22 protein-coding genes are annotated in these 21,592 nt (G+C 66.3%); 14 read left to right on the forward strand and 8 right to left on the reverse strand.

The annotated features are described in order from the left end of the window. The first annotated feature begins 49 nt into the window (after nucleotides 1–49). Nucleotides 50–868 carry a TIGR04255 family protein gene (locus QXH22_RS29570; RefSeq protein ID WP_306247700.1) on the forward strand — a complete coding sequence of 273 codons (819 nt, stop codon included), beginning with the start codon at nucleotides 50–52 and terminating at the stop codon, nucleotides 866–868. 7 nt (nucleotides 869–875) lie between these two features. Here the strand turns inward: QXH22_RS29570 and QXH22_RS29575 are convergent, their stop codons facing one another. Next, nucleotides 876–1,781, reverse strand: coding sequence for a class I SAM-dependent methyltransferase (locus QXH22_RS29575; RefSeq protein ID WP_306247698.1), 906 nt, complete (start codon nucleotides 1,779–1,781; stop codon nucleotides 876–878). A 90-nt stretch (nucleotides 1,782–1,871) separates the two neighbouring features. Here QXH22_RS29575 and QXH22_RS29580 point away from each other — a divergent pair, with 90 nt between their 5' ends. From QXH22_RS29580 to QXH22_RS29590, 3 genes are read left to right on the forward strand one after another with little or no spacing between them, the layout of a single operon-like run. Beyond that, complete coding sequence (locus QXH22_RS29580; protein WP_306277783.1) at nucleotides 1,872–2,381, forward strand: nucleoside deaminase; 510 nt, start codon at nucleotides 1,872–1,874, stop codon at nucleotides 2,379–2,381. Nucleotides 2,382–2,430: 49 nt separating this feature from the next. After that, on the forward strand, nucleotides 2,431–2,811 hold the full coding sequence (locus tag QXH22_RS29585; RefSeq protein WP_306277784.1) for a metalloregulator ArsR/SmtB family transcription factor: 381 nt from the start codon (nucleotides 2,431–2,433) through the stop codon (nucleotides 2,809–2,811). Between the two features lie 23 nt (nucleotides 2,812–2,834). Further along, on the forward strand, nucleotides 2,835–2,975 hold the full coding sequence (locus QXH22_RS29590) for a zinc transporter Slc39a7 (protein WP_306277785.1): 141 nt from the start codon (nucleotides 2,835–2,837) through the stop codon (nucleotides 2,973–2,975). Nucleotides 2,976–2,979: 4 nt separating this feature from the next. Here QXH22_RS29590 and QXH22_RS29595 read toward each other — a convergent pair whose 3' ends face one another. Further along, nucleotides 2,980–4,017 carry an oxygenase MpaB family protein gene (locus tag QXH22_RS29595; RefSeq protein ID WP_306277786.1) on the reverse strand — a complete coding sequence of 346 codons (1,038 nt, stop codon included), beginning with the start codon at nucleotides 4,015–4,017 and terminating at the stop codon, nucleotides 2,980–2,982. Nucleotides 4,018–4,085: 68 nt separating this feature from the next. Here QXH22_RS29595 and QXH22_RS29600 point away from each other — a divergent pair, with 68 nt between their 5' ends. From QXH22_RS29600 to phoU, 5 genes are all read left to right on the forward strand, one after another. After that, nucleotides 4,086–4,718: a TetR/AcrR family transcriptional regulator gene (locus QXH22_RS29600; protein ID WP_306247690.1), complete on the forward strand. Its 633-nt coding sequence runs from the start codon at nucleotides 4,086–4,088 to the stop codon at nucleotides 4,716–4,718. A gap of 146 nt (nucleotides 4,719–4,864) precedes the next feature. After that, entirely contained in the window at nucleotides 4,865–5,887 is a 1,023-nt protein-coding gene (locus QXH22_RS29605) for an acyl-ACP desaturase (RefSeq protein ID WP_306247689.1), read from the forward strand. A 6-nt stretch (nucleotides 5,888–5,893) separates the two neighbouring features. Further along, complete coding sequence (dusB, locus tag QXH22_RS29610) at nucleotides 5,894–7,027, forward strand: tRNA dihydrouridine synthase DusB (protein WP_306277787.1); 1,134 nt, start codon at nucleotides 5,894–5,896, stop codon at nucleotides 7,025–7,027. A gap of 194 nt (nucleotides 7,028–7,221) precedes the next feature. Further along, complete coding sequence (locus QXH22_RS29615; RefSeq protein ID WP_306277788.1) at nucleotides 7,222–9,369, forward strand: LCP family protein; 2,148 nt, start codon at nucleotides 7,222–7,224, stop codon at nucleotides 9,367–9,369. A 70-nt stretch (nucleotides 9,370–9,439) separates the two neighbouring features. Next, a complete protein-coding gene (gene phoU, locus QXH22_RS29620) occupies nucleotides 9,440–10,108 on the forward strand; it encodes a phosphate signaling complex protein PhoU (protein WP_306247683.1) in 669 nt (222 codons plus the stop codon). A gap of 45 nt (nucleotides 10,109–10,153) precedes the next feature. On the opposite strand, the gene pstB is transcribed toward phoU, so the two are convergent. From pstB to QXH22_RS29650, 6 genes are all read right to left on the reverse strand, one after another. Further along, on the reverse strand, nucleotides 10,154–10,930 hold the full coding sequence (gene pstB, locus QXH22_RS29625; protein WP_306277789.1) for a phosphate ABC transporter ATP-binding protein PstB: 777 nt from the start codon (nucleotides 10,928–10,930) through the stop codon (nucleotides 10,154–10,156). A gap of 17 nt (nucleotides 10,931–10,947) precedes the next feature. Next, complete coding sequence (gene pstA / locus QXH22_RS29630; protein ID WP_306247680.1) at nucleotides 10,948–11,862, reverse strand: phosphate ABC transporter permease PstA; 915 nt, start codon at nucleotides 11,860–11,862, stop codon at nucleotides 10,948–10,950. Further along, nucleotides 11,859–12,896, reverse strand: coding sequence for a phosphate ABC transporter permease subunit PstC (gene pstC, locus QXH22_RS29635; RefSeq protein ID WP_306247678.1), 1,038 nt, complete (start codon nucleotides 12,894–12,896; stop codon nucleotides 11,859–11,861). Before pstC ends, pstA begins: the two co-directional genes overlap by 4 nt. A 27-nt stretch (nucleotides 12,897–12,923) precedes the next feature. Then, nucleotides 12,924–13,994 carry a phosphate ABC transporter substrate-binding protein PstS gene (gene pstS / locus QXH22_RS29640; RefSeq protein WP_371934357.1) on the reverse strand — a complete coding sequence of 357 codons (1,071 nt, stop codon included), beginning with the start codon at nucleotides 13,992–13,994 and terminating at the stop codon, nucleotides 12,924–12,926. A gap of 107 nt (nucleotides 13,995–14,101) precedes the next feature. Beyond that, complete coding sequence (gene mshD, locus QXH22_RS29645) at nucleotides 14,102–14,998, reverse strand: mycothiol synthase (protein WP_306247676.1); 897 nt, start codon at nucleotides 14,996–14,998, stop codon at nucleotides 14,102–14,104. Then, nucleotides 14,995–15,762 carry a response regulator transcription factor gene (locus QXH22_RS29650; RefSeq protein ID WP_306247674.1) on the reverse strand — a complete coding sequence of 256 codons (768 nt, stop codon included), beginning with the start codon at nucleotides 15,760–15,762 and terminating at the stop codon, nucleotides 14,995–14,997. The genes mshD and QXH22_RS29650 overlap by 4 nt, the downstream gene beginning before the upstream one ends. A 232-nt stretch (nucleotides 15,763–15,994) precedes the next feature. Here QXH22_RS29650 and lmeA point away from each other — a divergent pair, with 232 nt between their 5' ends. The 5 genes from lmeA (at nucleotide 15,995) to QXH22_RS29675 (ending at nucleotide 21,547) form a co-directional block, all read left to right on the forward strand. Next, complete coding sequence (gene lmeA, locus QXH22_RS29655; RefSeq protein WP_371934352.1) at nucleotides 15,995–16,804, forward strand: mannan chain length control protein LmeA; 810 nt, start codon at nucleotides 15,995–15,997, stop codon at nucleotides 16,802–16,804. A 286-nt stretch (nucleotides 16,805–17,090) separates the two neighbouring features. After that, a complete protein-coding gene (locus tag QXH22_RS29660) occupies nucleotides 17,091–17,924 on the forward strand; it encodes a sulfurtransferase (RefSeq protein WP_306277791.1) in 834 nt (277 codons plus the stop codon). Between the two features lies 1 nt (nucleotide 17,925). Then, nucleotides 17,926–18,228, forward strand: a complete 303-nt coding sequence (locus tag QXH22_RS29665) for a DUF1416 domain-containing protein (protein WP_205874850.1) — start codon at nucleotides 17,926–17,928, stop codon at nucleotides 18,226–18,228. Between the two features lie 200 nt (nucleotides 18,229–18,428). Continuing rightward, nucleotides 18,429–19,073, forward strand: coding sequence for an FABP family protein (locus tag QXH22_RS29670; RefSeq protein ID WP_306247668.1), 645 nt, complete (start codon nucleotides 18,429–18,431; stop codon nucleotides 19,071–19,073). Between the two features lie 104 nt (nucleotides 19,074–19,177). Further along, entirely contained in the window at nucleotides 19,178–21,547 is a 2,370-nt protein-coding gene (locus tag QXH22_RS29675; protein WP_306277792.1) for a RyR domain-containing protein, read from the forward strand. Nucleotides 21,548–21,592: the final 45 nt, after the last annotated feature.

The following is a 21,592-nucleotide window of genomic DNA, read 5'->3' on the forward strand; positions in this document are numbered from 1 at the left end:
ATTCAGACGCTAAGGGTGATTGCCGTCACGCGTGGTTAAGCTCGCGGCTATGCTTCCGGACGTGAATCCCGCTGAGGTACAACCCAACGCCCCCGTAGCCCTGGTGACGCTGGAGATCCGTCACCCGGCAACAGACTCTCTGACCGAGACGGCGAGCCGCGAACTCAAGCATCTGCTGCTCAACGATCTGCCGATCGAACGCCAGGCCCAGGATGTCCAGTGGGGCATGACTGCCCCCGGCCAGCCGCCGCAGCCGGTCGCCGATCGCTTCGTGCGCTACTCCAACCGGGAGAACACCACGGCCGCCTCGCTGAAAAACCAGGCGATCGTCGTCGAGACCAGCGCATACAGCAACTTCGACAGCTTCCTCGAGATCGCGATGCGGGTGGTTGACGCGCGGTCGGCGGTCTCCTCGATCGTCGGTATCGAACGCATCGGCCTGCGCTACGTCCTCGAGGTCCGGGTCCCGGCCGGCGTCGACGGCCGGATCGAGTGGACCAACTGGATCGACGAGAGCCTGCTCGGCCCCCAGCGTCTGGCGCCGGGCGGACTGACCCTGACCGAATGGCAGGGCGCCGCCGTCTACCGCGAGGCGCAGCCGGGCAAGTCGCTCATCGTGCGTTACGGGCCGGGTGTCGGTCAGGCGCTCGACCCGAGCTACCACCTGCGCCGCGTCACGCCGGCCCAGACCGGCCAGTTCTTCCTGATGGACATCGACAGCTTCTGGACGCCGCCCACCGGCGCCATCCCCGAGTACAACCGGGAGGCGCTCGTCTCGACCTATCGGGATCTCTACGCTCCGGCGCAGACGGTGTTCCAGGACATGCTCACCACCCGGCTGAAGGACGAACTGCTCCGCAGCCAGTAGCGGCCTGCTACGGCTTGCGCACCGCGCTGGAGAACGTCACGTCCGCGAACGCTTCGGCGAGTTCGTCGTTCGGATAGACGAACCCGTTCGCCTCGTGCAGCTCCTTGGTGGTGTGCGAAGAGGTCTGCCAGCCGGCGCCGGTCAGGTGGTCCAGGATGTGGCTGCGCTCGGCGTGATAGACGAGGTCGTTGAAGTCGATCTCGAAGCCGAGTTCGGCCATCCGGTCATGGTGTGCGCGCCAGCGCTCATCCTGGAAGATCCTGGTGTCCGGCACGAACTCGAAGGCCAGCCGGCTGCCCGGCGCGCTCAGAGCGGTGATGTTGTCGAACAACGCATCCTGGGCGTCGTCGGGCAGGTACACCAACAGGCCCTCAGCGCTCCACGCGGACGGGGCATCGGCATCGAAACCGGCCTCCCGCAGCGCCGTCGCCCAGTCGTCACGCAGGTCGATGGCGACGGTCCGGCGCTCGGCGGTCGGCTCGGCGCCCAGGTCGCTCAGCGTCAGCGTCTTGAACTCGATCACCTCGGGCATGTCGACCTCGTACACGACGGTGCCGGCTGGCCACGGCAGGCGGTAGGCACGCGCATCGAGGCCCGACGCGAGAATGACCACCTGCTTGATCCCGCTGCGGGTGGCCCCCAGGAAGAACTCGTCGTAGAACCGGGTCCGGCAGGCCATACCCCGCGCCATCCGCTGCGGATCGAACTCGGAGTCGTCCTCCACCGGAATCTGGCCATTCACCAGGCGGGTGTAGACGTCGATTCCCACCGCACGCACCAGCGGCGCGGCGAAGGGGTCGTCGATCAGCGCGTATTGCGGGTCGGAAGCCAGCGCCCGCTGGGCGGCGACCATGGTTGCCGTCGCACCGACACTCGTCGCAAGGTCCCAGCGATCCCGATCGGTACGCACCATTGCACTCCTAAGTCAGCCTCAAGTCAGAAATATAGATAACCTAGTTACTATCACAGAACCGCCAATGATTCTGCGGGCTACTCTGCGGGTGTGACCGACTTCGCACAGCGAACCATCGACCTCGCCCGCCGAAATGTCGCCGAAGGCGGTCGACCGTTCGCAACGGTCATCGTCAGAGACGGCGAGGTTCTCGCCGAAAGCGCTAACCAGGTGGCGCAGACCAACGATCCGACCGCCCACGCCGAGATCCTCGCGATCCGCGCCGCATGCACCAAGCTGGGCACCGAACACCTCATCGGTACGACCATTTATGTGCTGGCCCATCCGTGCCCGATGTGCCTGGGATCGCTCTACTACTGCTCCCCCGACAAGGTCGTGTTCCTGACGTCACGGGAGGCCTACGAGCCCTATTACGTCGACGACCGCAAGTATTTCGAGCTCGCCACCTTCTACGACGAGTTCGCCAAGGACTGGCGGGACCGTCGGCTGCCGATCCGGGAGGAGTCCCGCCCGGACGTCCAAGAGGCCGCCGTGGACGTCTACCGGACGTGGCAGCAGCGCAACGGCGGGCAGCGACAGGCGACCACCGTTCCGCGCTGACCGGCTCCGGGCTTGACGCCCCGGCGTCATCCAGATCTATTATCTACGTATGCACGCAGATAATAGATCTGGACGGTTGCCGGACGACCAGGTTGGTCTGGTGGTCGAGGTCTTCCGCATGCTCGCCGATGCCACCCGCGTGCAGGTGTTGTGGTCGCTGGCCAAGCATGAGATGTCAGTCAACGAGCTCGCCGAACACGTGGGCAAACCGGCACCGTCGGTCTCCCAGCACCTGGCGAAGTTGCGCATGGCGCGCCTGGTGCGCACCCGCCGCGACGGCACCACGATCTTCTACAGCCTGGAGAACGACCACGTGCGCCAGCTCGTCATCGATGCCGTCTACAACGCCGAGCACGCCGGCCCCGGAGTGCCAGGGCACCACCGCGACGACGACGACATCAAGGCGCTCAAAAGAGAAGCAGCCCAATAGCTTTCACAGTAAGGAGAAAGAAAATGTCAGAACACAGCCACGATGAGGCCCACGCGCACGAGCACCAGCACGGCGACGTGCACCACAGCCACGCGCACACCACGCATGATCACGAGCACGTGCACCAGTCAGGCCTCGAAGAGGTGCACAGCCACACCCACTGAGCCCTCACACCACCGGGCAGTAGTGCTTCGGATCGCCGCGCTCGTCCAGCGGAGGCAGGTTGCGGGCCGGCGTCTGCGGCAGCGGCGCGTCGGCCGGAATGCGCCCCGACGCACGGTCGAGACCGGCTCGCGCCCGCGGGTGCTTGCGGTATCTGGGCGGCACGAACGCGAAGACCGCCCGCACCACGCCACCAAAGCGGCGGTGCAGCCATTCGTCACGGCGCGACCACCGGTAACCCAATCGTTCGCGGACAGCTGGGTGATACAGACCGACGGTCAGCCAGAGGAAGAACGGCGCGGACAGCTTCGTCAGGCCCGCCCACAACCAATCCGGAAGCCATGGCGCGATCGGCGGCTTGCCGTACTTCGTCAAGTCCAGGACGACCCGCGTCGCAAAGTTGTCCTCCAACACGTTGCGGCACATGTGGTCCCAGTAGTCCTGGAACTCCTCCCAGGATTTCGGCACCGGCCGCATGCTCATGCCGTACATCCGGTACCACTGGACGTGCTCGTCGAACAGTTGGCGCTTCTCCGCTTCGGTCAGGCCGCCACAGAACCATTCAGCCACGTGGAGCGTGCCGACGAAGAACGTCGAGTGGGCCCAGTAGAAGACGTCGGGGTTCAGCGCGTGGTAGCGCCGCCCCTGATCGTCGACACCCTTGATGTCGACGTGGTAGTCGCGCACCTCGGCACCCGTGATCGGAGCGCGGTCACCGTCGAAGACGACGCCGCCGATGGGATACAGCGACCGCATCACCCGCGGCAAGGGCTCCCGCAAGAACGTCGAGTGGTCCTTGACGGCGGCGCCCAACTGGGGATGCATGTTCTGCATGGACCCGGCGAACGGACCCTGCAGCATGCCGCGCCAATCGCCGAAGTATTTCCAGGTCAGGGAATCCGGTCCCAGCGGCACCGGCGGCGCCTCGTAGCCGGAGCCGGAGACCGGGCACCCCGTGGCTACGCCGGGATCCACCTCCGGCGTGGCGGAATCCGCTCCGTCAGCGCTGGTCACCGGGCAGGCCGCAGAAGTATCTTGAGTCACTGGCGTCTTTCTTCAGGTGTCAGGAAAATCTGACTACGCGCGTTGTCAGAATCGATTCTAGGAGCGAAGTGCAGGCAGGTCAACGACGGGGCCGTTGGTCGGGCGTACCCCTGGAAGACCGGAACGCGTTGCGCCGCGACACCTTGGTCGCCGCCGGCGTCCAACTGCTGGGCAGCGAAGGCGGACCCGCACTCACGGTGCGCGCGGTCTGCCGCCAGGCGAACCTGACCGAGCGGTACTTCTACGAAAGCTTCGACGACCGCGACCACTTCGTTCGCGCGGTCTACGACGATGTCTGTACCCGAGCGATGGCGACGCTGACGTCGGCCAAAACTCCCCGGGAGGCCGTCGAGCAGTTCGTGGCGCTGATGGTTGACGACCCGGTACGCGGGCGCGTGCTCTTGCTGGCGCCGGCCGTGGAGCCGGTGCTGACGCGCTCCGGGGCGGAGTGGATGCCCAATTTCATCGAGCTGCTGCAACGCAAGCTGTCCCGGATCGCCGACGCGGTGACCCAGAAACTGGTCGCGACAAGCTTGGTCGGCGCACTGACCGCGTTGTTCACGGCGTACCTGAACGGCCAGCTGGGCTCCACCCGCCAGCAGTTCATCGACTACTGCGTCGAGATGTTGCTGGGCACCGCCGCGATCTACGTCGGACACGGCACGTCCGAGATCACCGTCGCGTCGGCGCAGCACGATTAGCCGCGCGCGGCCTCGGGCATTCCTGCAGAGGTAGCCCGTCAATCTTGACCGCACCGTGATGCGCCACACCGTAGGCAAACTTGAATGCTACTGACGGACACAGATATATTGACTGCAACCAACAGACACAGATAACTGGAGTTGCCATGTCAGGCGAGCTGACCAATCTGCAGCTGCTACAGGAACTCGAGCCAGTCGTCGAGAAGTACCTGAACCGGCACGAGAGCATGCACAAGGACTGGAACCCGCACGACTACATCCCGTGGTCGGACGGGAAGAACTTCTACGCGCTCGGTGGACAGGACTGGGAGCCCGGACAATCCAAACTGTCCGACATCGCCCAGGTGGCGATGGTGCAGAACCTGATGACCGAAGACAATCTGCCCTCGTACCACCGCGAGATCACGATGAACTTCGGCCTGGACGGCCCGTGGGGCCAGTGGGTCAACCGGTGGACCGCCGAGGAGAACCGGCACGGGATCGCGCTGCGCGACTACCTGGTGGTGACCCGCGCCGTCGACCCCTATGAGCTGGAGAAGCTGCGCATGGAGGTGGTGAACCGCGGCTTCAGCCCGGGCCAGAACCACCAGGTGCGCGACGACCTGTTCGCCGAGAGCCTGTTCGACTCGGTGATCTACGTCACCTTCCAGGAGTTGGCCACCCGGATCTCGCACCGCAACACCGGCAAGGCCTGCGAAGAGCCGATCGCCGACCAGATGCTGGCCAAGATCTCGGCCGACGAGAACCTGCACATGATCTTCTACCGGGATGTCAGCGAAGCCGGGTTCGAGGTTGCACCCAACCAGGCGATGAAGTCGCTGCACAAGATCCTGCGCAACTTCCAGATGCCCGGTTTCCAGGTGCCCGAGTTCCGCCGCAAGGCGGTGCTCATCGCGGTGGGCGGGGTCTACGACCCGCGCATCCACCTCGACGACGTCGTGCTGCCGGTGCTGAAGAAATGGCGCATCTTCGAGCGCGAGGACTTCACCGGCGAAGCCGCCGCACTGCGCGACGACCTCGGCGTGCTGGTCAAGGAACTTGAGGCGTCCTGCGACAAATTCGAGCAGTCCAAGCAGCGCCAGCTCGACCGCGAAGCTCGCACCGGTAAGCGGACCACCGCGTTCGAACTGCACCAGACCGCGGGCAAGCTGACGATGAGCGGGCGGTAGCGCCCTTTGCGCATCGGCACCATCGAGCTGGCCAGCCCTGTCGTGCTGGCGCCCATGGCCGGGGTGACGAACGTCGCGTTCCGGACGCTGTGCCGTGAGCTGGAGCAGTCGAAGGCAGGAACGGTCAGCGGACTGTACGTCTGCGAAATGGTGACCGCGCGGGCTCTCGTCGAGCGCCATCCGGTCACCATGCACATGACGACGTTCGCCCCGGATGAATCGCCGCGGTCGCTGCAGCTCTACACGGTTGACCCGGACACCACCTTCGCCGCGGCCAAGATGATCGCCGACGAGGGGCTGGCCGACCACATCGACATGAACTTCGGCTGTCCGGTCCCGAAGGTGACCAGGCGCGGCGGTGGCGCGGCGTTGCCCTACAAGCGGCGGCTGTTCGGCCAGATCGTCGCCGCCGCAGTACGCGGCACTGCCGGAACGGACATACCGGTGACCGTCAAGTTCCGCATCGGCATCGACGACGAGCATCACACCCACCTGGATGCGGGACGCATCGCGGAATCCGAGGGCGCGGCAGCCGTCGCCCTGCACGCCCGCACGGCCGCGCAGCGATACTCCGGCACCGCCGACTGGGATCAGATAGCTCTGCTCAAGCAGCAGGTGCGCACCATTCCGGTGCTCGGCAATGGCGATATCTACGACGCCAGCGACGCGCTGGCGATGATGGCCAGCACCGGGTGCGACGGCGTGGTCATCGGCCGCGGTTGCCTGGGCCGGCCCTGGCTTTTCGCCGAGTTGTCGGCCGCCTTCACCGGCCGGCCGGCCCCGACGCCGCCGACCCTCGGCGAGGTCGCCGACATCATCCGACGGCACGGCGCGCTACTGGCCGACCATTTCGGCGAAGACAAAGGCATGCGTGACATTCGCAAGCACGTCGCCTGGTACCTGCACGGCTTCCCGGCCGGATCCGACCTGCGACGAGCATTAGCGCTGGTCAAGACGCTAAATGAACTCGACGAACTGCTCGCCCGGCTCGACGGCGACGTCCCCTTCCCGGAGGCCGGCAACGGCCCGCGCGGACGCCAGGGCTCTCCCGCCCGGGTGTCGCTGCCCGACGGCTGGCTCACCGATCCTGACGATTGCCGGGTACCGGAGGGCGCTGACGTCATGCACTCCGGCGGCTGATCCGCAAGGGAGGGTGGCTGAACCGAGACACTCTCGAAATCGCGTCTCAGCCGAGAAATCAGTACGATGTGAGCCTTAATGCAATTCCGCGGCGCCCGATACGGCGGTGCTGCGATTACGTGTGCGCGTAGTGCCCGAACAACCACCCCATCGGTGGGGACGTCCGCATAGTGACTTTCGGAGGCCGATAGGACATGAGTGACGGCGAGAAAGACGCCACTCCTGGCCATCGGCGCGCGCCAAACGCCGGTGATCCTGACTTCCTTACCGCAATCGAGCAGCCTTTGCCAGGCGCCGCGCCGTGGGAGCGCTTCTCCGCCTCGCCAACCGACGACGAACTGAGCAAGTGGTCGGCCGGCACCCCCGCCAAAGCTGAGACCCGCGCCGACGAGCCTGAAAGTGAACAGACCGGCAGCCACAACGACGGCGTCCTGAGCGTCGCGGACCTGATCGCCAAACTCGGCGCAACCCTCCCGGACCGTCCCACGCACCATCATGTGGCCGAGGAACCAGAGGCCGAAGAACCAGAGGCCGACCACCAGCCTCAGATCGACGAGGAACCGGAGTTCGCCGGCCGCGACGACCTGCTGGACACCCAGGTCATCCCGACCCCGGCCTACTCGCTTCAGCTGCTCTCCGAAATCCCCGACCTCGGGGCGACCAACTACCCGGAGGACGGAGGGGCCGAGAAGGCACCGCGCCGTAGGCGCCGCCGCACTTCCTCCCCGGCCGGTGACTCGACCGACGCGCCCCCGAAGCCGAGGTCCCGCCGACGGCCGATCCTGATCGCGGGCCGTTCCATGGTGGCGGTTTTCGCACTGCTGTCCCTGGTTCTCACGGGCGGCGCCTGGCATTGGAGTTCGTCAAAGAACAATCAGCTGAACACCGTCAGCGCGCTGGATCCGGGGTCATCCGACATCGTCGATCCGAATGCGCAGTACGGCGACGAGAACTTCCTCATCGTCGGGATGGACTCGCGGCTGGGAGCCAACGCCAATGTCGGAGCCGGCGACACCGAGGACGCCGGGGGTGCCCGGTCGGACACGGTGATGCTGGTCAACATTCCGGCCAACCGCAAACGGGTCGTCGCGGTGTCGTTCCCCCGCGACTTGGCCATCACGCCCATCCAGTGCGAGGCCTGGAATCCCGAGGACGGCAAGTACGGACCCATCTATGACCCGAAGACCGGCAAGACGGGCCCCCGGATGGTCTACACCGAGACGAAGCTGAACTCGGCGTTCTCCTTCGGCGGCCCCAAATGCCTGGTGAAGGTCATCCAAAAGTTGTCCGGTTTGAGCGTCAACCGGTTCATCGCCATCGATTTCGTCGGCTTTGGGCGCATGGTCGAGGCGCTTGGCGGAGTCGAGGTGTGCACCACCACGCCGCTGAAGGACTACGAACTGGGCACGGTCCTCGCCCATGCCGGACGCCAGGTCATCGACGGCCCCACCGCGCTGAACTACGTGCGCGCCCGGCAGGTCACCACTGAGAGCAACGGTGACTACGGCCGCATCAAGCGTCAGCAGCTGTTCCTGTCCTCGCTGCTGCGGACGATGATCTCCGAGGACACGTTGATGAACCTCAACAAGCTCAACAACGTCGTCAATATGTTCATCGGCAACAGCTACGTCGACAACGTCAAGACCAAAGACCTGGTGGAACTCGGCCGCTCGCTGCAGCACATGGCGGCCGGGCACGTCACGTTCGTGACCGTGCCCACCGGCATCACCGACCAGGACGGCAACGAGCCGCCGCGGACCGCGGACATGAAGGCGCTGTTCACCGCCATCATCAACGACGACCCGTTGCCCAAGGAGAACGACCAGAACGCCCAAAGTCTGGGCAGCTCGCAGACGTCCGGAACCGGCCCCAGCGCCACCAAGAAGCCGGCGCAGCCGGAAGCAGCCCCGGCCCCTGACATGCACCGCGAGCAGGTGACGACGACCTCGCCGCAGGAGGTCACCGTCCAGGTGTCCAACGGCACCGGCACCGAGGGTCTGGCCGCCGCCGCGGCGAGCCAACTCAAGCGCAACGGGTTCAACGTGATGACGCCGGACGACTACCCCAGTTCGCTGAAGACGACCACGGTGTTCTTCTCCCCCGGCAACGAGCAGGCCGCCGCCACAGTGGCCGCGGCATTCGGCAATTCAAAGGTCGAGCGGGTCACCGGAATCGGGTCGGTGGTCCAGGTGGTGCTCGGCCCGGACTTCAGCGCCGTGAGCACCCCGCCGCCCAGCGGCTCCTCGGTGAGCATGCAGATCAGCCGGAACACCAGCAGCCCGCCGACCCGGCTGCCGGAGGACCTGACGGTCACCAACGCGGCAGACACCACCTGCGAGTAGCGCACCGGCGTTCGGGAACAGTACGTGCCGCTGCACGCCATTAGCCGTGTGCAGAACGTAGGCTTTACACATGAGAACCGCCTACCATGAGCAGCTCGCTGAGTTATCCGAGCGACTCGGCGAGATGTGCGGGCTGGCCGGGATTGCGATGGAGCGGGCTACTCAAGCCTTGTTGCAGGCCGATCTGGTGCTGGCCGAGCAGGTCATCACCGACCACGAGAGAATTTCAGCGCTCAGCACACAGGCGGAGGAGAGTGCCTTCGTCCTGCTCGCTCTGCAGGCGCCGGTGGCCGGCGACCTGAGGTCGATCGTCAGTGCGATTCAGATCGTCGCCGACATCGATCGGATGGGCGCGCTGGCACTGCACGTCGCCAAGATCGCCCGCCGGCGGCACCCTCAGCACGCGCTGCCCGAGGAAGTCAACGGTTATTTCGCCGAAATGGGAAGCATCGCAGTCGAATTGGGCAACAGCGCGCGAGAGGTACTGCAGACTCGCGACCCTGAGAAGGCAGCGCGAATCCGCGAAGAAGACGACGCGATGGACGACCTGCACCGGCACCTGTTCAGCGTGCTGATGGACCGCGAATGGAAGTACGGGGTGGCGGCCGCGGTGGACGTGACGCTGCTGGGGCGGTTCTACGAACGCTTCGCCGACCATGCCGTCGAGGTGGCGCGACGGGTCATCTTCCAAGCCACCGGCAAATTCGTCGAGGGTGAAGCGACCCACAGCTCGCACTGACGACGGGCCAGCTGATTGCCGGGCCCAGCCTGGCGTGCGGACCCCTTAACCGAATCGGCCGGAGATGTAGTCCTCAGTGGATTTCCGGCTGGGGTTGGAGAAGATCTTCTCGGTGTCGTCGATCTCGATCAGGCGCCCGGGCTTGCCGACGGCCTCCAAGTTGAAGAACGCCGTCTGATCGCTCACCCGCGCCGCCTGCTGCATGTTGTGCGTGACGATGACGATGGTGTACTCCTGCTTCAATTCGCTGATCAGCTCTTCGATCGCCATCGTCGAAATGGGATCCAGCGCCGAGCAGGGCTCGTCCATCAACAGCACGTCGGGCTGCACCGCGATGGCACGGGCGATACACAATCGCTGCTGCTGACCACCGGACAGGCCGCCGCCGGGCTTGTCCAACCGGTCCTTGACTTCGTCCCACAGGTTAGCGCCGCGCAGCGAGTGCTCGGTGGTCTCGTCGAGCACCTTGCGGTTGCGGATCCCCTGCAGCTTCAGCCCGGCCACCACGTTGTCGCGAATCGACATGGCGGGGAACGGGTTCGGCCGCTGGAACACCATGCCGATGGCTCTGCGCACGCCGACCGGGTCAATGCGACTGCCGTAGATGTCCTCGTCGTCGAGCAGCACGCTGCCCTCGACCCGGGCCCCCGGAAGCACCTCGTGCATCCGGTTCAGGGTGCGCAGCACCGTGGTCTTGCCGCAGCCAGACGGGCCGATGAAGGCGGTCACGCTGCGCGGCAGCACCGACAGCGACACATCGGCGACCGCATGGAACGACCCGTAGTAGATGTTGACCTCTTTGAGGTCCAACCGTTTGGCCAACTGAATACAGCTCCTGGTTACGTCTTCTTTGGTGTGAAGATCTTCGCGACCACCCTGGCCCCGATATTGATGATGGCAATCAGCAAGATCAGGGTAAGCGCGGCGCCCCACATCCGCTCCGTCGGAACGGGGTTGGCACCGGCTCCGGCGGTCGTCTGGTCATACATCATGCCGGGCAACGACCCCATGAACCCAGTGAACATGTCGAAGTTCATAGCCCGCGAATAGCCCACCAGGATGAGCAGCGGCGACGTTTCGCCCAGCACCCGGGCCAGCGCCAGCAGGATCCCGGTCAGGATCCCGGACATTCCGGTCGGCAGCACCACCCTGGCGATGGTCTTCCACTTCGGTATCCCGAGCGCGTAGCTGGCCTCCCGGAGGTCCATCGGCACGATCCGCAGCATCTCCTCGGTCGCCCGCGCGATCACCGGCAGCATCATCAGGACCAGCGCCAGCGACACTGCGAACTGGGAACGGGGCAGACCCATCGCCGCAACCCATACCGCGTAGACGAACAACGCGGCAACGATCGAGGGCACTCCCGCCAAAATATCCACCGTGAATGTGACCAACCGGGCCAGCCGGCCGTGACCGCCGTATTCCACCAGGTAGATGCCGACCAGCACCCCGATCGGGATGGAGATCGCCGCGCACGCCAATCCCAGCAGCAAGGTGCCGATGATGGCGTGGTACGCACCGCCGCCGGAAGCCAGCGCCGTCGTTCCCGCCTGCGAGTGCGTCCACCACGCACTCGAGGTCAGCGCCTGGTATCCGTTGATCACCACCGAACACAGCAACCAGAGCAGCGGCGCCAGCGCGATCAGCATCGCCAGCGTCACCAGGATCGTGGCGACGGTGTTGGCGGCGCGACGGCGACGGCCGCGACCGGCGAGCGTCCGCCACTTCAGTGGGCGGTCCAGCATCGAGGTCATGGCCGCGCCCTTGCGGCTCGGGTGCCGGCCACCGACGCCCGCGCCAGGGCGTTGACCACGAACGTGAACAGGAACAGCACCAGCCCCGCGGCCAGGTAGGCGCCCGCCTTGTAGGGATTGTCGAACTCGGGCGCGGCGGCGGCGATCTTGGTGGCGAAGGTGGATCCGCCGTCGAACAGCGACCACGAGAACGCAGTCTGCGTGCCGCGCAGGATGATCAGCAGCGCGACCGTCTCGCCCAGCGCCTGCCCCAGCCCCAGGATCGATCCGCTGATGAACCCGGAGCGCCCGAACGGCAATATCGTCGTCGTGACCACTTCCCAGCGGGTCGCGCCCAAGGCGAGCGCGGCTTCGATCTCGTCCTGCGGGGTCTGGACGAACACTTCCCGGGTGACCGCGGTGATGATCGGCAGGATCATCACCGCCAGAACGATTCCGGCGGTGAAGATGGTGCCGCCACCAGCCACCGACGCATTCCCGCTGGCGAACAGGAACACATGCCCGAGGTGGACGTTGAGCCAGACAGCCAGGGGCCGCAACTGCGGCGCCAGGACATAGAGCCCCCAGACGCCGTAGATGATCGAGGGCACCGCTGCCAGCAGGTCGACGGTGTACGACAGCGGCGCGGCGAGCCTGCGCGGCGCGTACTGGGTGATGTAGATCGCCACGCCCAGTGCCACCGGCATCGCCAGGGCCAGGGCGAACAGCGACACGAAAACCGTCACCTGCAGCTGCTTGAGGATCCCGAAGTGCATCGCTGAGGGATCTGTGGTGACCCAGTTGCCCCCGTAGGTGAAGAAGTTCTCCCGATTCCGCGCCAGCGCCGGCAGGGCGTGCCACAGCAGGAACCCCCCGACGCCGGCGATGACGGCCACGATCGACAGGGCTGCGGCCACGGCGAGCCGGCGGAAGATCCGGTCGGCGAGCGGTGGCCTGCCGTAGCCCCACGGGCTGATCGGAATGATCGGCGGTTCCGGGAACGGCGCGGCGACGACTTCGCCCGAACCCGCATCGGCTGGGTTTGGCGTCGTCACTGGTGATCCCGTCGCTTCTCCGTGCGATTACTGCAGCGCGTCGATCGCGGTGATGAGGCGCTCCTTGACCTTATCGGGCAGCGGGACATACCCGGCGGAGGTGAGCGCGGTCTGCCCCTTGTCGACGGCTGTGGTGAGGAAGGCCTTCACCGCGGCGGCGGTCTGCGGGTCGTAGCCGGCCGAGCAGACGATCTCGTAGGTCGCCAGCACCAGCGGATACGACGTCGGCTCCTGGGTTGCGTACATCGAGCCCAGCTCCAGCACCAGATCGTTACCGCTGGCCGCGAAGGTGACGGCATTGACGGCGTTGCGCGCGGTTTCGTCGGTCAGCTCGACGACACCGTGGCCGGTATCGATCCGAGCAAACGGCACCCGGGCGCGATCGGCGAAACCCTTCTCGACGTACCCGATTGCCCCGGGCGTGGTGCGCACCGCCTCGACCACGCCGGCCGACCGCGGCGCACCCTCCCCCACGCCACCCTGGAACTCGGTGCCCACGCCACGGCTCCAGCTCTGCGGCGCCGCGGTGGTCAGGTACTTCTGGAAGTTGTCGGTGGTCCCGGAGGAGTCCTTGCGGTAGATCGGCGTGATCCTGGTCCTGGGAAGCGCCACCCCGGGATTGAGCGCCAGCAGCATCGGGTCGTCCCACATGCGGATGCCGCCGCTGAAGATCTTGGCCAACGCGTCGGCGTCGACTGCCAGCTTCGGAATGCCCGGCAGGTTGTACACCAACGCGATCGGCCCGAACACCAGTGGCAGGTCCCATGCCGAACGTCCGTTGCACCGCTGGGCAGCGGGTCCGATCTGAGCGGCGACCAGGGGCGAATCCGATCCGGCGAAGTCGACGTGACCGGCGATGAACTGCTCGCGTCCGGCGCCCGACCCAGTGGGGCTGTACGCCACTGACTTTCCCGGGCACAACTGACCCCACACTTGATTGAACAGAGCGATCGCGATCTGCTGCGCGGTTGAACCCTCGGCGATCAGGGAGTTCTTGCCGCCGCACGAGCCACCGCCGGAGACCTCGGGGCTTTGCGTGGAGGCGCCGCGGTTGTCGTCACTCCCGCATGCCGTCACGCCCGACGTGCAAAGCACCATCGCCACCGCTGCCGCACCCAGTGCCGACCCGATTTTCATCCACTGGAACATTGCCAACTAACCCGGAAACTATGCTCCGCGCCCGAAGAAAAGGCGGACCTGCGGTGTCAGCCGGGGGCGTACGCGGTATCGACGCTGTACACCGCGAACCCGGTCTTCTCATAGGTCCGCACCGCGGCCGCGTTGTCGGACTCGACGTAGAGCATCGCGCTGGCGCCGGGCAATTCGGCCAGCCGCTGCGCCAGGAAAGCCAACCCGATCGACGTCAACAGCTGTCCGAGTCCGCCGCCCTGGGCCGCCGGGTCGACCCCCAGCACGTACACCTCGCCCAGACCGGCGGGGTCGGGATGCACTTTGGTCCAGTGGAAGCCCAACAGCTTGTCGTCGCGGTCGAATGCCAGGAACAGACCGTCCGGATCGAACCAGGGCTCGCCGCGTCGTTCCTCGATCTCGCGTTCGGTCCAACCTCCCTGCTCCGGGTGGTAGGAGAACGCAGCGTTGTTGACCCGCAGCAGTTCAGCGTCGTCGGACGGGCCGGCGTAGGTGCGGATTTGCAGCTGCCGATTCGATGGCACGGGTTCGGCAACGTCGCGTAGCGGCCGCCGCATCTGCAGCAGTTCGCGCACCACGACCAAACCCAGCGCCGACGCGGTCGCGCGGGCGGGTTCCAGCGTGCCGTGCGCCCAGAACCGGGTCTGCCCGCCCGTCTTGGCCAGCGCCTCACGGATGAGTGCGCTGCCGATGCCGGCGCGACGGGCTTGCGGCCGCACCACCAACTCCGACATTCCCGCCTCGTCGCGCGGCGGGGTGAGGTTGAGATAGCCCGTGCAGCCGCCTTCTGAATCGACAGCCACCAGATGCTCGGTGCGGTCGTGCGAAAGTTCCCGCAGCACCTGCTCACCAACCGGGGCGACACCATCGAATTGTGTTGCTGCCGTGATGATTTCGCGGATCTCCTGCTGCTCCTCACCGGTGAGGGCAGTGCGCCACTGCGGCGATGTCACTGACTGCGCGCCGGGTCGGCCAGTGGATCGATTTCGGTGTCGGATTCGTCGTCCTCAGATTCGCGGTCGGGCTCGGCGGCCGGGGCGCGTCCGCGCGCGGGCCGGACCGCCTTGTAGCCGACGTTGCGCACCGTGCCGATGAGCGCCTCATGCTCGGGCCCGAGTTTGGCGCGCAGCCGGCGGACGTGCACATCGACGGTCCGGGTGCCGCCGAAGAAGTCGTAGCCCCACACCTCGTGCAGCAGCTGGGCACGGGTGAACACCCGGCCCGCGTGCTGGGCCAGGTACTTGAGCAACTCGAATTCCTTGTAGGTGAGATCGAGCGGACGCCCGCGCAGTCGCGCGGTGTAGGTGCCCTCGTCGATCACCAGCTCACCCAGGCTTACCTTGCCGACGCTCTCCTGGTCGGCCAGACCGCCCCGGCGGCCCACCACGAGCCGCAGGCGCGCATCGATCTCGGCCGGCCCGGTGCTGGGCAGCAGGATCTCGTCCAGGCCCCAGTCGGCGCTGACGGCCACCAATCCGCCCTCGCTCACCACGGCCAGCACCGGCGCGGACCGCCCGGCCGTGCTCAGCAGCCGGCACAGGCCGCGTGCCGCCGACAGGTCATTGCGCGCATCGACGAGCACGGCGTCGGCGTTACCCGCCTCCAGCAACGAGGACGCCTCCGGCGGCGCCGTCCGCACGGTATGGGGCAGCAGGGACAACGAGGGTAGGACCGGGTCGGGATACAGCTCCGAGGTCAGCAGTAATAGCTCCAACACGCCCCTCCAGCGTCGTGGGCAAGGCCTCCCAGATTCATCGCGACATATGACGTTAGCGGCAAGATCATCTAACGATAACTTGCCACGTGGTATTCGGCCTGGCGACGAGCCCTTATGAGATGCAACCGAGGGAAGTCGGACCGTTAGCCGATGCCCGCTCGACCAGCGCGCGGAGGCCAGTTGCCGCGAGACGACTGTGAGCAACCCAACACGGCGATGTCAGAATGTCCGCGTGCGTAAAGTCCTGGCCGCTGCCACCGCCGCGGCGATCGCCGTCGGCGTCATCGCACTCGGCGCGGTCGGCGTCGACTACGGCGCCAGCATCTACGCCGAATACCGGCTCTCGACGACGGTGCGCAGAGCCGCCGACCTGGGCTCCGACCCGTTCGTGGCCATCATCGCCTTCCCGTTCATCCCGCAGGCGATGCGCCACAACTACACACAGCTGGAGATCAAGGCGGGAGCCGTCGATCACGCAGCCGTCGGCAAAGCCACCCTCGAGGCCACCATGCATTCGGTCGACCTGACCGACGCGTCCTGGCTGATCAGGCCCGAGGCCAAGCTGCCGGTCGGCAAGCTGGAGAGCCGGATCATCATCGACTCGGTGCATCTGGGCCGCTATATGGGCATCACCGACCTGATGGTGGAGGCCCCACCCCAGGAATCCAACGACGCCACGGGCGGGACCACCGAGTCCGGGATATCGGGTAGCCACGGCCTCGTGTTCAGCGGCACCCCGCCGAAGTCGGCCGACTTCGAGCACCGGGTCAGCATCTCGGTTGATCTGTCGATCGCTCCCGATGACCCGGCAACGCTGGTGATCACTCCCACCGGCGTGCTCACCGGGCCCGACACCGAAGACCGCGCCGTTCCCGACGACAAACGCGACGCGGTACTCCGGGCGTTCGCCACCAGACTGCCCAATCAGAGGCTTCCGTTCGGGGTGGCGCCGAACACCGTCGGAGCCCGCGGTTCCGACGTCATCATCGAAGGCATTACCAGGGGAGTCACGGTCTCGCTGGAAGGCTTCAAGCGGTCGTGACGCGGGCGACCGCCGCCCCTTCCGCCGCTGTTGGCTTGATCACTGTTTCATTGGGTAAGCTAACCGGCGTGTCAGCCCGCATCGAGCTTGTGCTCACCAAGCGCCGCACGGTTTCGCTGTGCCGCGTCGCGTGCTGTTGCTGTTGCTGTAGCTGCTGAGTAGCCGCGCCTTTCTGCGCAGGCTCGGAGCGGCCAGGTCCCTCACCGTGGCATGTCTTCCTTGCGCAACAGGCGTACCCAGGCGATCTCACCACGCTGCCCGTTAGTAGAAATCGAAAGGATCCCCCATGGCACGCTCCGACGTCCTGGTCTCCGCCGACTGGGCTGAGAGCAATCTGGATGCCGAAAATGTCGTCTTCGTCGAGGTGGACGAAGACACCAGCGCTTACGACGGCGGCCACATCGCCGGCGCGATCAAGCTGGACTGGCGAGACGACCTGCAGGACCCGGTCAAGCGCGACTTCGTCGACGCAGAGCAGTTCTCCAAGCTGCTGTCCGACCGCGGCATCTCCAACGACGACACCGTGATCCTGTACGGCGGCAACAACAACTGGTTCGCGGCTTACGCCTACTGGTACTTCAAGCTGTACGGCCACGACAAGGTGAAGCTGCTCGACGGCGGCCGCAAGAAGTGGGAACTCGACGGCCGCCCGATGTCCAGCGACGCGGTGAACCGGCCCGCCACCTCCTACACCGCGGCCGCACCGGACAACTCCATCCGTGCTTTCCGTGACGAGGTCATCGCGGCCATCGGCACGAAGAACCTGGTCGACGTGCGCTCCCCTGACGAGTACTCCGGCAAGATCCTGGCGCCCGCGCACCTGCCGCAGGAACAGAGCCAGCGACCCGGCCACGTCCCCACCGCCATCAATGTTCCGTGGAGCAAGGCCGCCAACGAGGACGGCACCTTCAAGTCCGACGAGGAGCTGGCCAAGCTGTACGCCGACGCCGGACTGGACGGAACCAAGGAAACGATTGCCTACTGCCGGATCGGGGAACGTTCGTCGCACACCTGGTTCGTCCTGCAGGAATTGCTTGGCCACAAGAACGTGAAGAACTACGACGGCAGTTGGACGGAATACGGCTCCCTGGTGGGTGCCCCGATCGAGTTGGGAAACTGAGATGTGCACTGCACCGAAGCAAGGACTGACGTTGCCGGCCAGCGTTGACCTCGAAAAGGAAACCGTGATCACCGGCCGTGTCGTGGACGGTGACGGCCAGGCCGTCGGCGGGGCTTTCGTCCGTCTGCTGGACTCGTCCGACGAGTTCACCGCGGAGGTCGTGGCGTCGGCGACCGGTGACTTCCGGTTCTTCGCCGCACCCGGCTCATGGACACTGCGTGCCTTGTCCCGGGTGGGCAACGGCGACGCGGTGGTGGCGCCCTCCGGTGCCGGCATTCACGAGGTGGACATCAAGGTCGCCTGACGGGCCCGCTGCGCACTGGGCGGGTGACGAAGTCCAACTCGAATTCAGGCGTCGCCATCCACAGGGCAGGCTCAACGGCGAAGGTGATCGCATAGACTCGAGCACGTGGTGCTGTTCTTCGAGATCATGCTGGTCCTCGCGACTGTGGTCATCTCCTGGTTCGCGCTGTATGCGCTGTATCGGTTGATCACCGACGAGTCGTGACCTCCACCGAGGGTGAGGACGCCGCGGACGAACTGTCGCAGGCGGCGGAGCGGGCGAAACTGACCGCTACCCGGAATATCCCCGCGTACGACGACCTGCCGGTGCCTGCCGACACCGCGAACCTTCGGGAAGGCGCCAACCTCAACGACGCCTTGCTGGCGCTGCTGCCGCTGGTGGGCGTGTGGCGCGGCGAGGGCGAGGGTCGTGCTCACGACGGCGACTACCGGTTCGGCCAGCAGATCGTGGTCTCCCACGACGGCGGTGACTACCTGAACTGGGAAGCCCGGTCCTGGCGCCTCGACGACGCCGGTGAGTACCACCAGCCGGCGTTGCGTGAGACGGGCTTCTGGCGATTCGTCGCCGATCCGGACGACCCGAGCGAATCCCAGGCCATCGAGCTGCTGCTGGCGCACTCGGCCGGCTACGTCGAGCTGTTCTACGGCCGCCCGCGCAACCAGTCGTCGTGGGAACTCGTCACCGACGCGTTGGCCAGGAGCCGGTCCGGCGTGCTGGTCGGCGGCGCCAAACGGCTCTACGGCATCGTCGAGGGCGGCGATCTCGCCTACGTCGAAGAACGGGTGGACGCCGACGGCGGCCTGGTCCCGCATCTGTCGGCTCGACTGTCCCGTTTCGTCGGCTGACACCCGGCTCGCACAGTAGCCGCGGCCGCGAACTTCTTGTTGCCTTCCCGCGCACTTGCGCGTGTACTGTTCGCGTCCTAGCAGGCCGCCGGAAGCGAGGTTCGATGGGCCAGAAGAGAATCGCCCCGCCCCCGGTGCGCTGGAGCATGTCCATCCTCGCCGTCCTGTTGATCGGGTACCTGGCGGCGGTGGCCTTTCAGCCCGCGATTCTCGACCTGCTGCCGTCCGGGCTGGCCTGGTTCGGCCGGCCGGGATCGATGTCGACGACCGCGATCGTGGTCGCCGTCCTGGTCACGGTGTGTGTAATGACCTTCCGGTCCAACACCAGCCACCGCCTGGTGGGGGTTTCGTTCACCGTGATTGCGGTGCTGATCACCATGAGCGCGATTCTCGGACTGAGCTCGTACTGGAACTGTCACGACGAGAACCATCCGGCGGTCTTCACCCCGCTGATGCTGACCGCCCAGCTGATCAAAGGCAGCAGCGGCGACTACTCGCTGGGCGGACACATCTGCCCCAGCCCGACACCGGTCGGTCTCGAATTGGCCCGAATGGCAGCGGTTTCGGCGATCTTCACCGGCCTGGGCGGTGTGGTGGTCGGAGTTTTCCGGTCTCAGGTCGACCGGCTGCGGGCCAACTTCGCCGATTCCGTCACCGCGATCGTGGGGGTCGACGACGACACCGAGTCGATGATCAGCGGCGTCGCCCGCACGCTGGACCGGCGCGGCACCCTGGTCGTGATCACCAGCGCCAACGACGACCGGGTGCAGCGGGTCCGCCGGATGGGCGCCCGTGTGGTGCTCGTCGACTTCAACACACCGGCCACGCTGGTGTCGCTGCGGTTGTGGCGCCACCTCAGCCGGCTCTATCTGATGGCGCCCGACCCGGCCATCAACCTGCTGTGGCTGGACCTGATCAGCCGCCGGCTCGCGGAAGTCGCCCACAAGAGGCGGCTGCCGCTGATCGTGCGCATCGACGACCCCTGGCTGGCCGAAGCCTGGCGTGCCCAGCAGTTCGGCGGATCCGACACCCGATGGGCGGCCGATGTGGTCGGCAAGTACGAGGTCACGGCAAGCCGGTTGTTGGACGGGATCATCGCGACCGGCCGCACCAAGCGTGTGTTCGTCTGCGGCACTTCACAATTGACGTTGGCGCTATGTGCGGACCTGACCCGTCGCGCGCTGGAACGTGACTTCTACACGCCCCCGGGTGCGGTGCCGCTGCCGTCGCTGACGCTGGTGGAACGCGACGCCGAGGAGTACCTGAAGGATCACGAGTTCTACCGTCAGCAAGCAGGATTCGCCTCCGACGGACCGTCGATCGACGCGGTGTCCGAGGGCCCGACGATCCCCACCATCCTGCGCCTGATCGGCGACACCGACCCCACGACCAGCGCCGTGATCCTGGTCGACACCCATACCGCGACCACCGGCACCAGGCTGGCCGCGCGCTTCCCGGAGATGCCGGTCTACACCTCGGATCTGAACACCAGCATCGCCGACGACTCCATCCAGGTGGTCGGCATGCTGCAGTCCTACTCCCTGGTGCTGGACAGCCGTGAAGGTCAGGTCCAGGATGCCTGGGAACGGGCCGCCCGGTTGATCCACGAACGGTACGTCGCCACCATCGATCCCAGTTGGCCGCGTGGCCCCGCCTCGGTGCCGTGGATCGAGCTCGACGAGTTCTACCGTGGCTCCAACAGGCGACAGGTACGCAACGCGTTGTGGATGGTCGAACAGGTCGCCGGGCACACCTGGAACACCTGGGGCAGCCCGCCGGCCCAACTGTCCGGGCGCGACATGGCCGACGCGCCGCCGCTGGAGCAACTCGCGCTGATGGGTTTCGACCGGTACTCGGCGCTGGCCATGGCGCAGGCCGAGCACGAGGACTGGTGCCGGTACTACCGCCGCAACGGCTGGAAGTACGGCACGCCCCGCGACGACTCCCGCAAGATCCACGACAAGCTGGTGGACTGGTCCACCGTCGAAAACAACCCGGACCTGCTCAGCGCCGCGGTACGCAGCCTGGCGGCCACACTGTGGAGCCTGCGCCAACTCGGCTACCGGTCCCGCCCACTGTGGCGGACCTTCACACGGGTCGGGACGGTGTCCGCCGAGCAACGCACCGCACCCTGGACGTGGACGTCGGATTCCGGGCACACCATGCACGCCGACGCCGGCGACTGGGAGGTGCGCTCGGACGGCAAGACCTGGTCGGTGCGCGACGACATCTTCCACGCGACCTACGAATCCGCCGGCGACGGGCTCTGGCGCCGGAAAGGGCGAGTCCAGGCCCGTCCGGCACAACCGGGCGAGTCGATCAACACGCTGGAGGGCCCCACGAATGCGGCCGACGGCGACTGGGTGGTGCGAGGATCCGAAGGCGAGCAGTGGCCGGTGCCGGGGCATGAATTCACGCAGCGCTACGCCGAGTTCCACCCCCCGGACGAGGCGCATGTCCCCGCCGCCGACTGATCGCCGCGGCACGCCGCAGCTGGTTTGCCAGAGCCGATTGCTGCG

Origin of the sequence: Mycobacterium sp. TY814, from assembly GCF_030755175.1 — a bacterium.
Lineage (GTDB): Bacteria > Actinomycetota > Actinomycetes > Mycobacteriales > Mycobacteriaceae > Mycobacterium.

What these genes read in the sequence shown, in the direction of transcription:
- QXH22_RS29570 (WP_306247700.1), top strand. Translation starts at nt 50, where the DNA reads ATGCTTCCGGACGTGAATCCCGCTGAGGTACAACCCAACGCCCCCGTA.
- QXH22_RS29575 (WP_306247698.1), bottom strand. Translation starts at nt 1,781, where the DNA reads ATGGTGCGTACCGATCGGGATCGCTGGGACCTTGCGACGAGTGTCGGT.
- QXH22_RS29585 (WP_306277784.1), top strand. Translation starts at nt 2,431, where the DNA reads ATGCACGCAGATAATAGATCTGGACGGTTGCCGGACGACCAGGTTGGT.
- QXH22_RS29590 (WP_306277785.1), top strand. Translation starts at nt 2,835, where the DNA reads ATGTCAGAACACAGCCACGATGAGGCCCACGCGCACGAGCACCAGCAC.
- QXH22_RS29605 (WP_306247689.1), top strand. Translation starts at nt 4,865, where the DNA reads ATGTCAGGCGAGCTGACCAATCTGCAGCTGCTACAGGAACTCGAGCCA.
- QXH22_RS29615 (WP_306277788.1), top strand. Translation starts at nt 7,222, where the DNA reads ATGAGTGACGGCGAGAAAGACGCCACTCCTGGCCATCGGCGCGCGCCA.
- phoU (WP_306247683.1), top strand. Translation starts at nt 9,440, where the DNA reads ATGAGAACCGCCTACCATGAGCAGCTCGCTGAGTTATCCGAGCGACTC.
- pstA (WP_306247680.1), bottom strand. Translation starts at nt 11,862, where the DNA reads ATGACCTCGATGCTGGACCGCCCACTGAAGTGGCGGACGCTCGCCGGT.
- pstS (WP_371934357.1), bottom strand. Translation starts at nt 13,994, where the DNA reads ATGGTGCTTTGCACGTCGGGCGTGACGGCATGCGGGAGTGACGACAAC.
- QXH22_RS29660 (WP_306277791.1), top strand. Translation starts at nt 17,091, where the DNA reads ATGGCACGCTCCGACGTCCTGGTCTCCGCCGACTGGGCTGAGAGCAAT.
- QXH22_RS29665 (WP_205874850.1), top strand. Translation starts at nt 17,926, where the DNA reads ATGTGCACTGCACCGAAGCAAGGACTGACGTTGCCGGCCAGCGTTGAC.
- QXH22_RS29675 (WP_306277792.1), top strand. Translation starts at nt 19,178, where the DNA reads ATGGGCCAGAAGAGAATCGCCCCGCCCCCGGTGCGCTGGAGCATGTCC.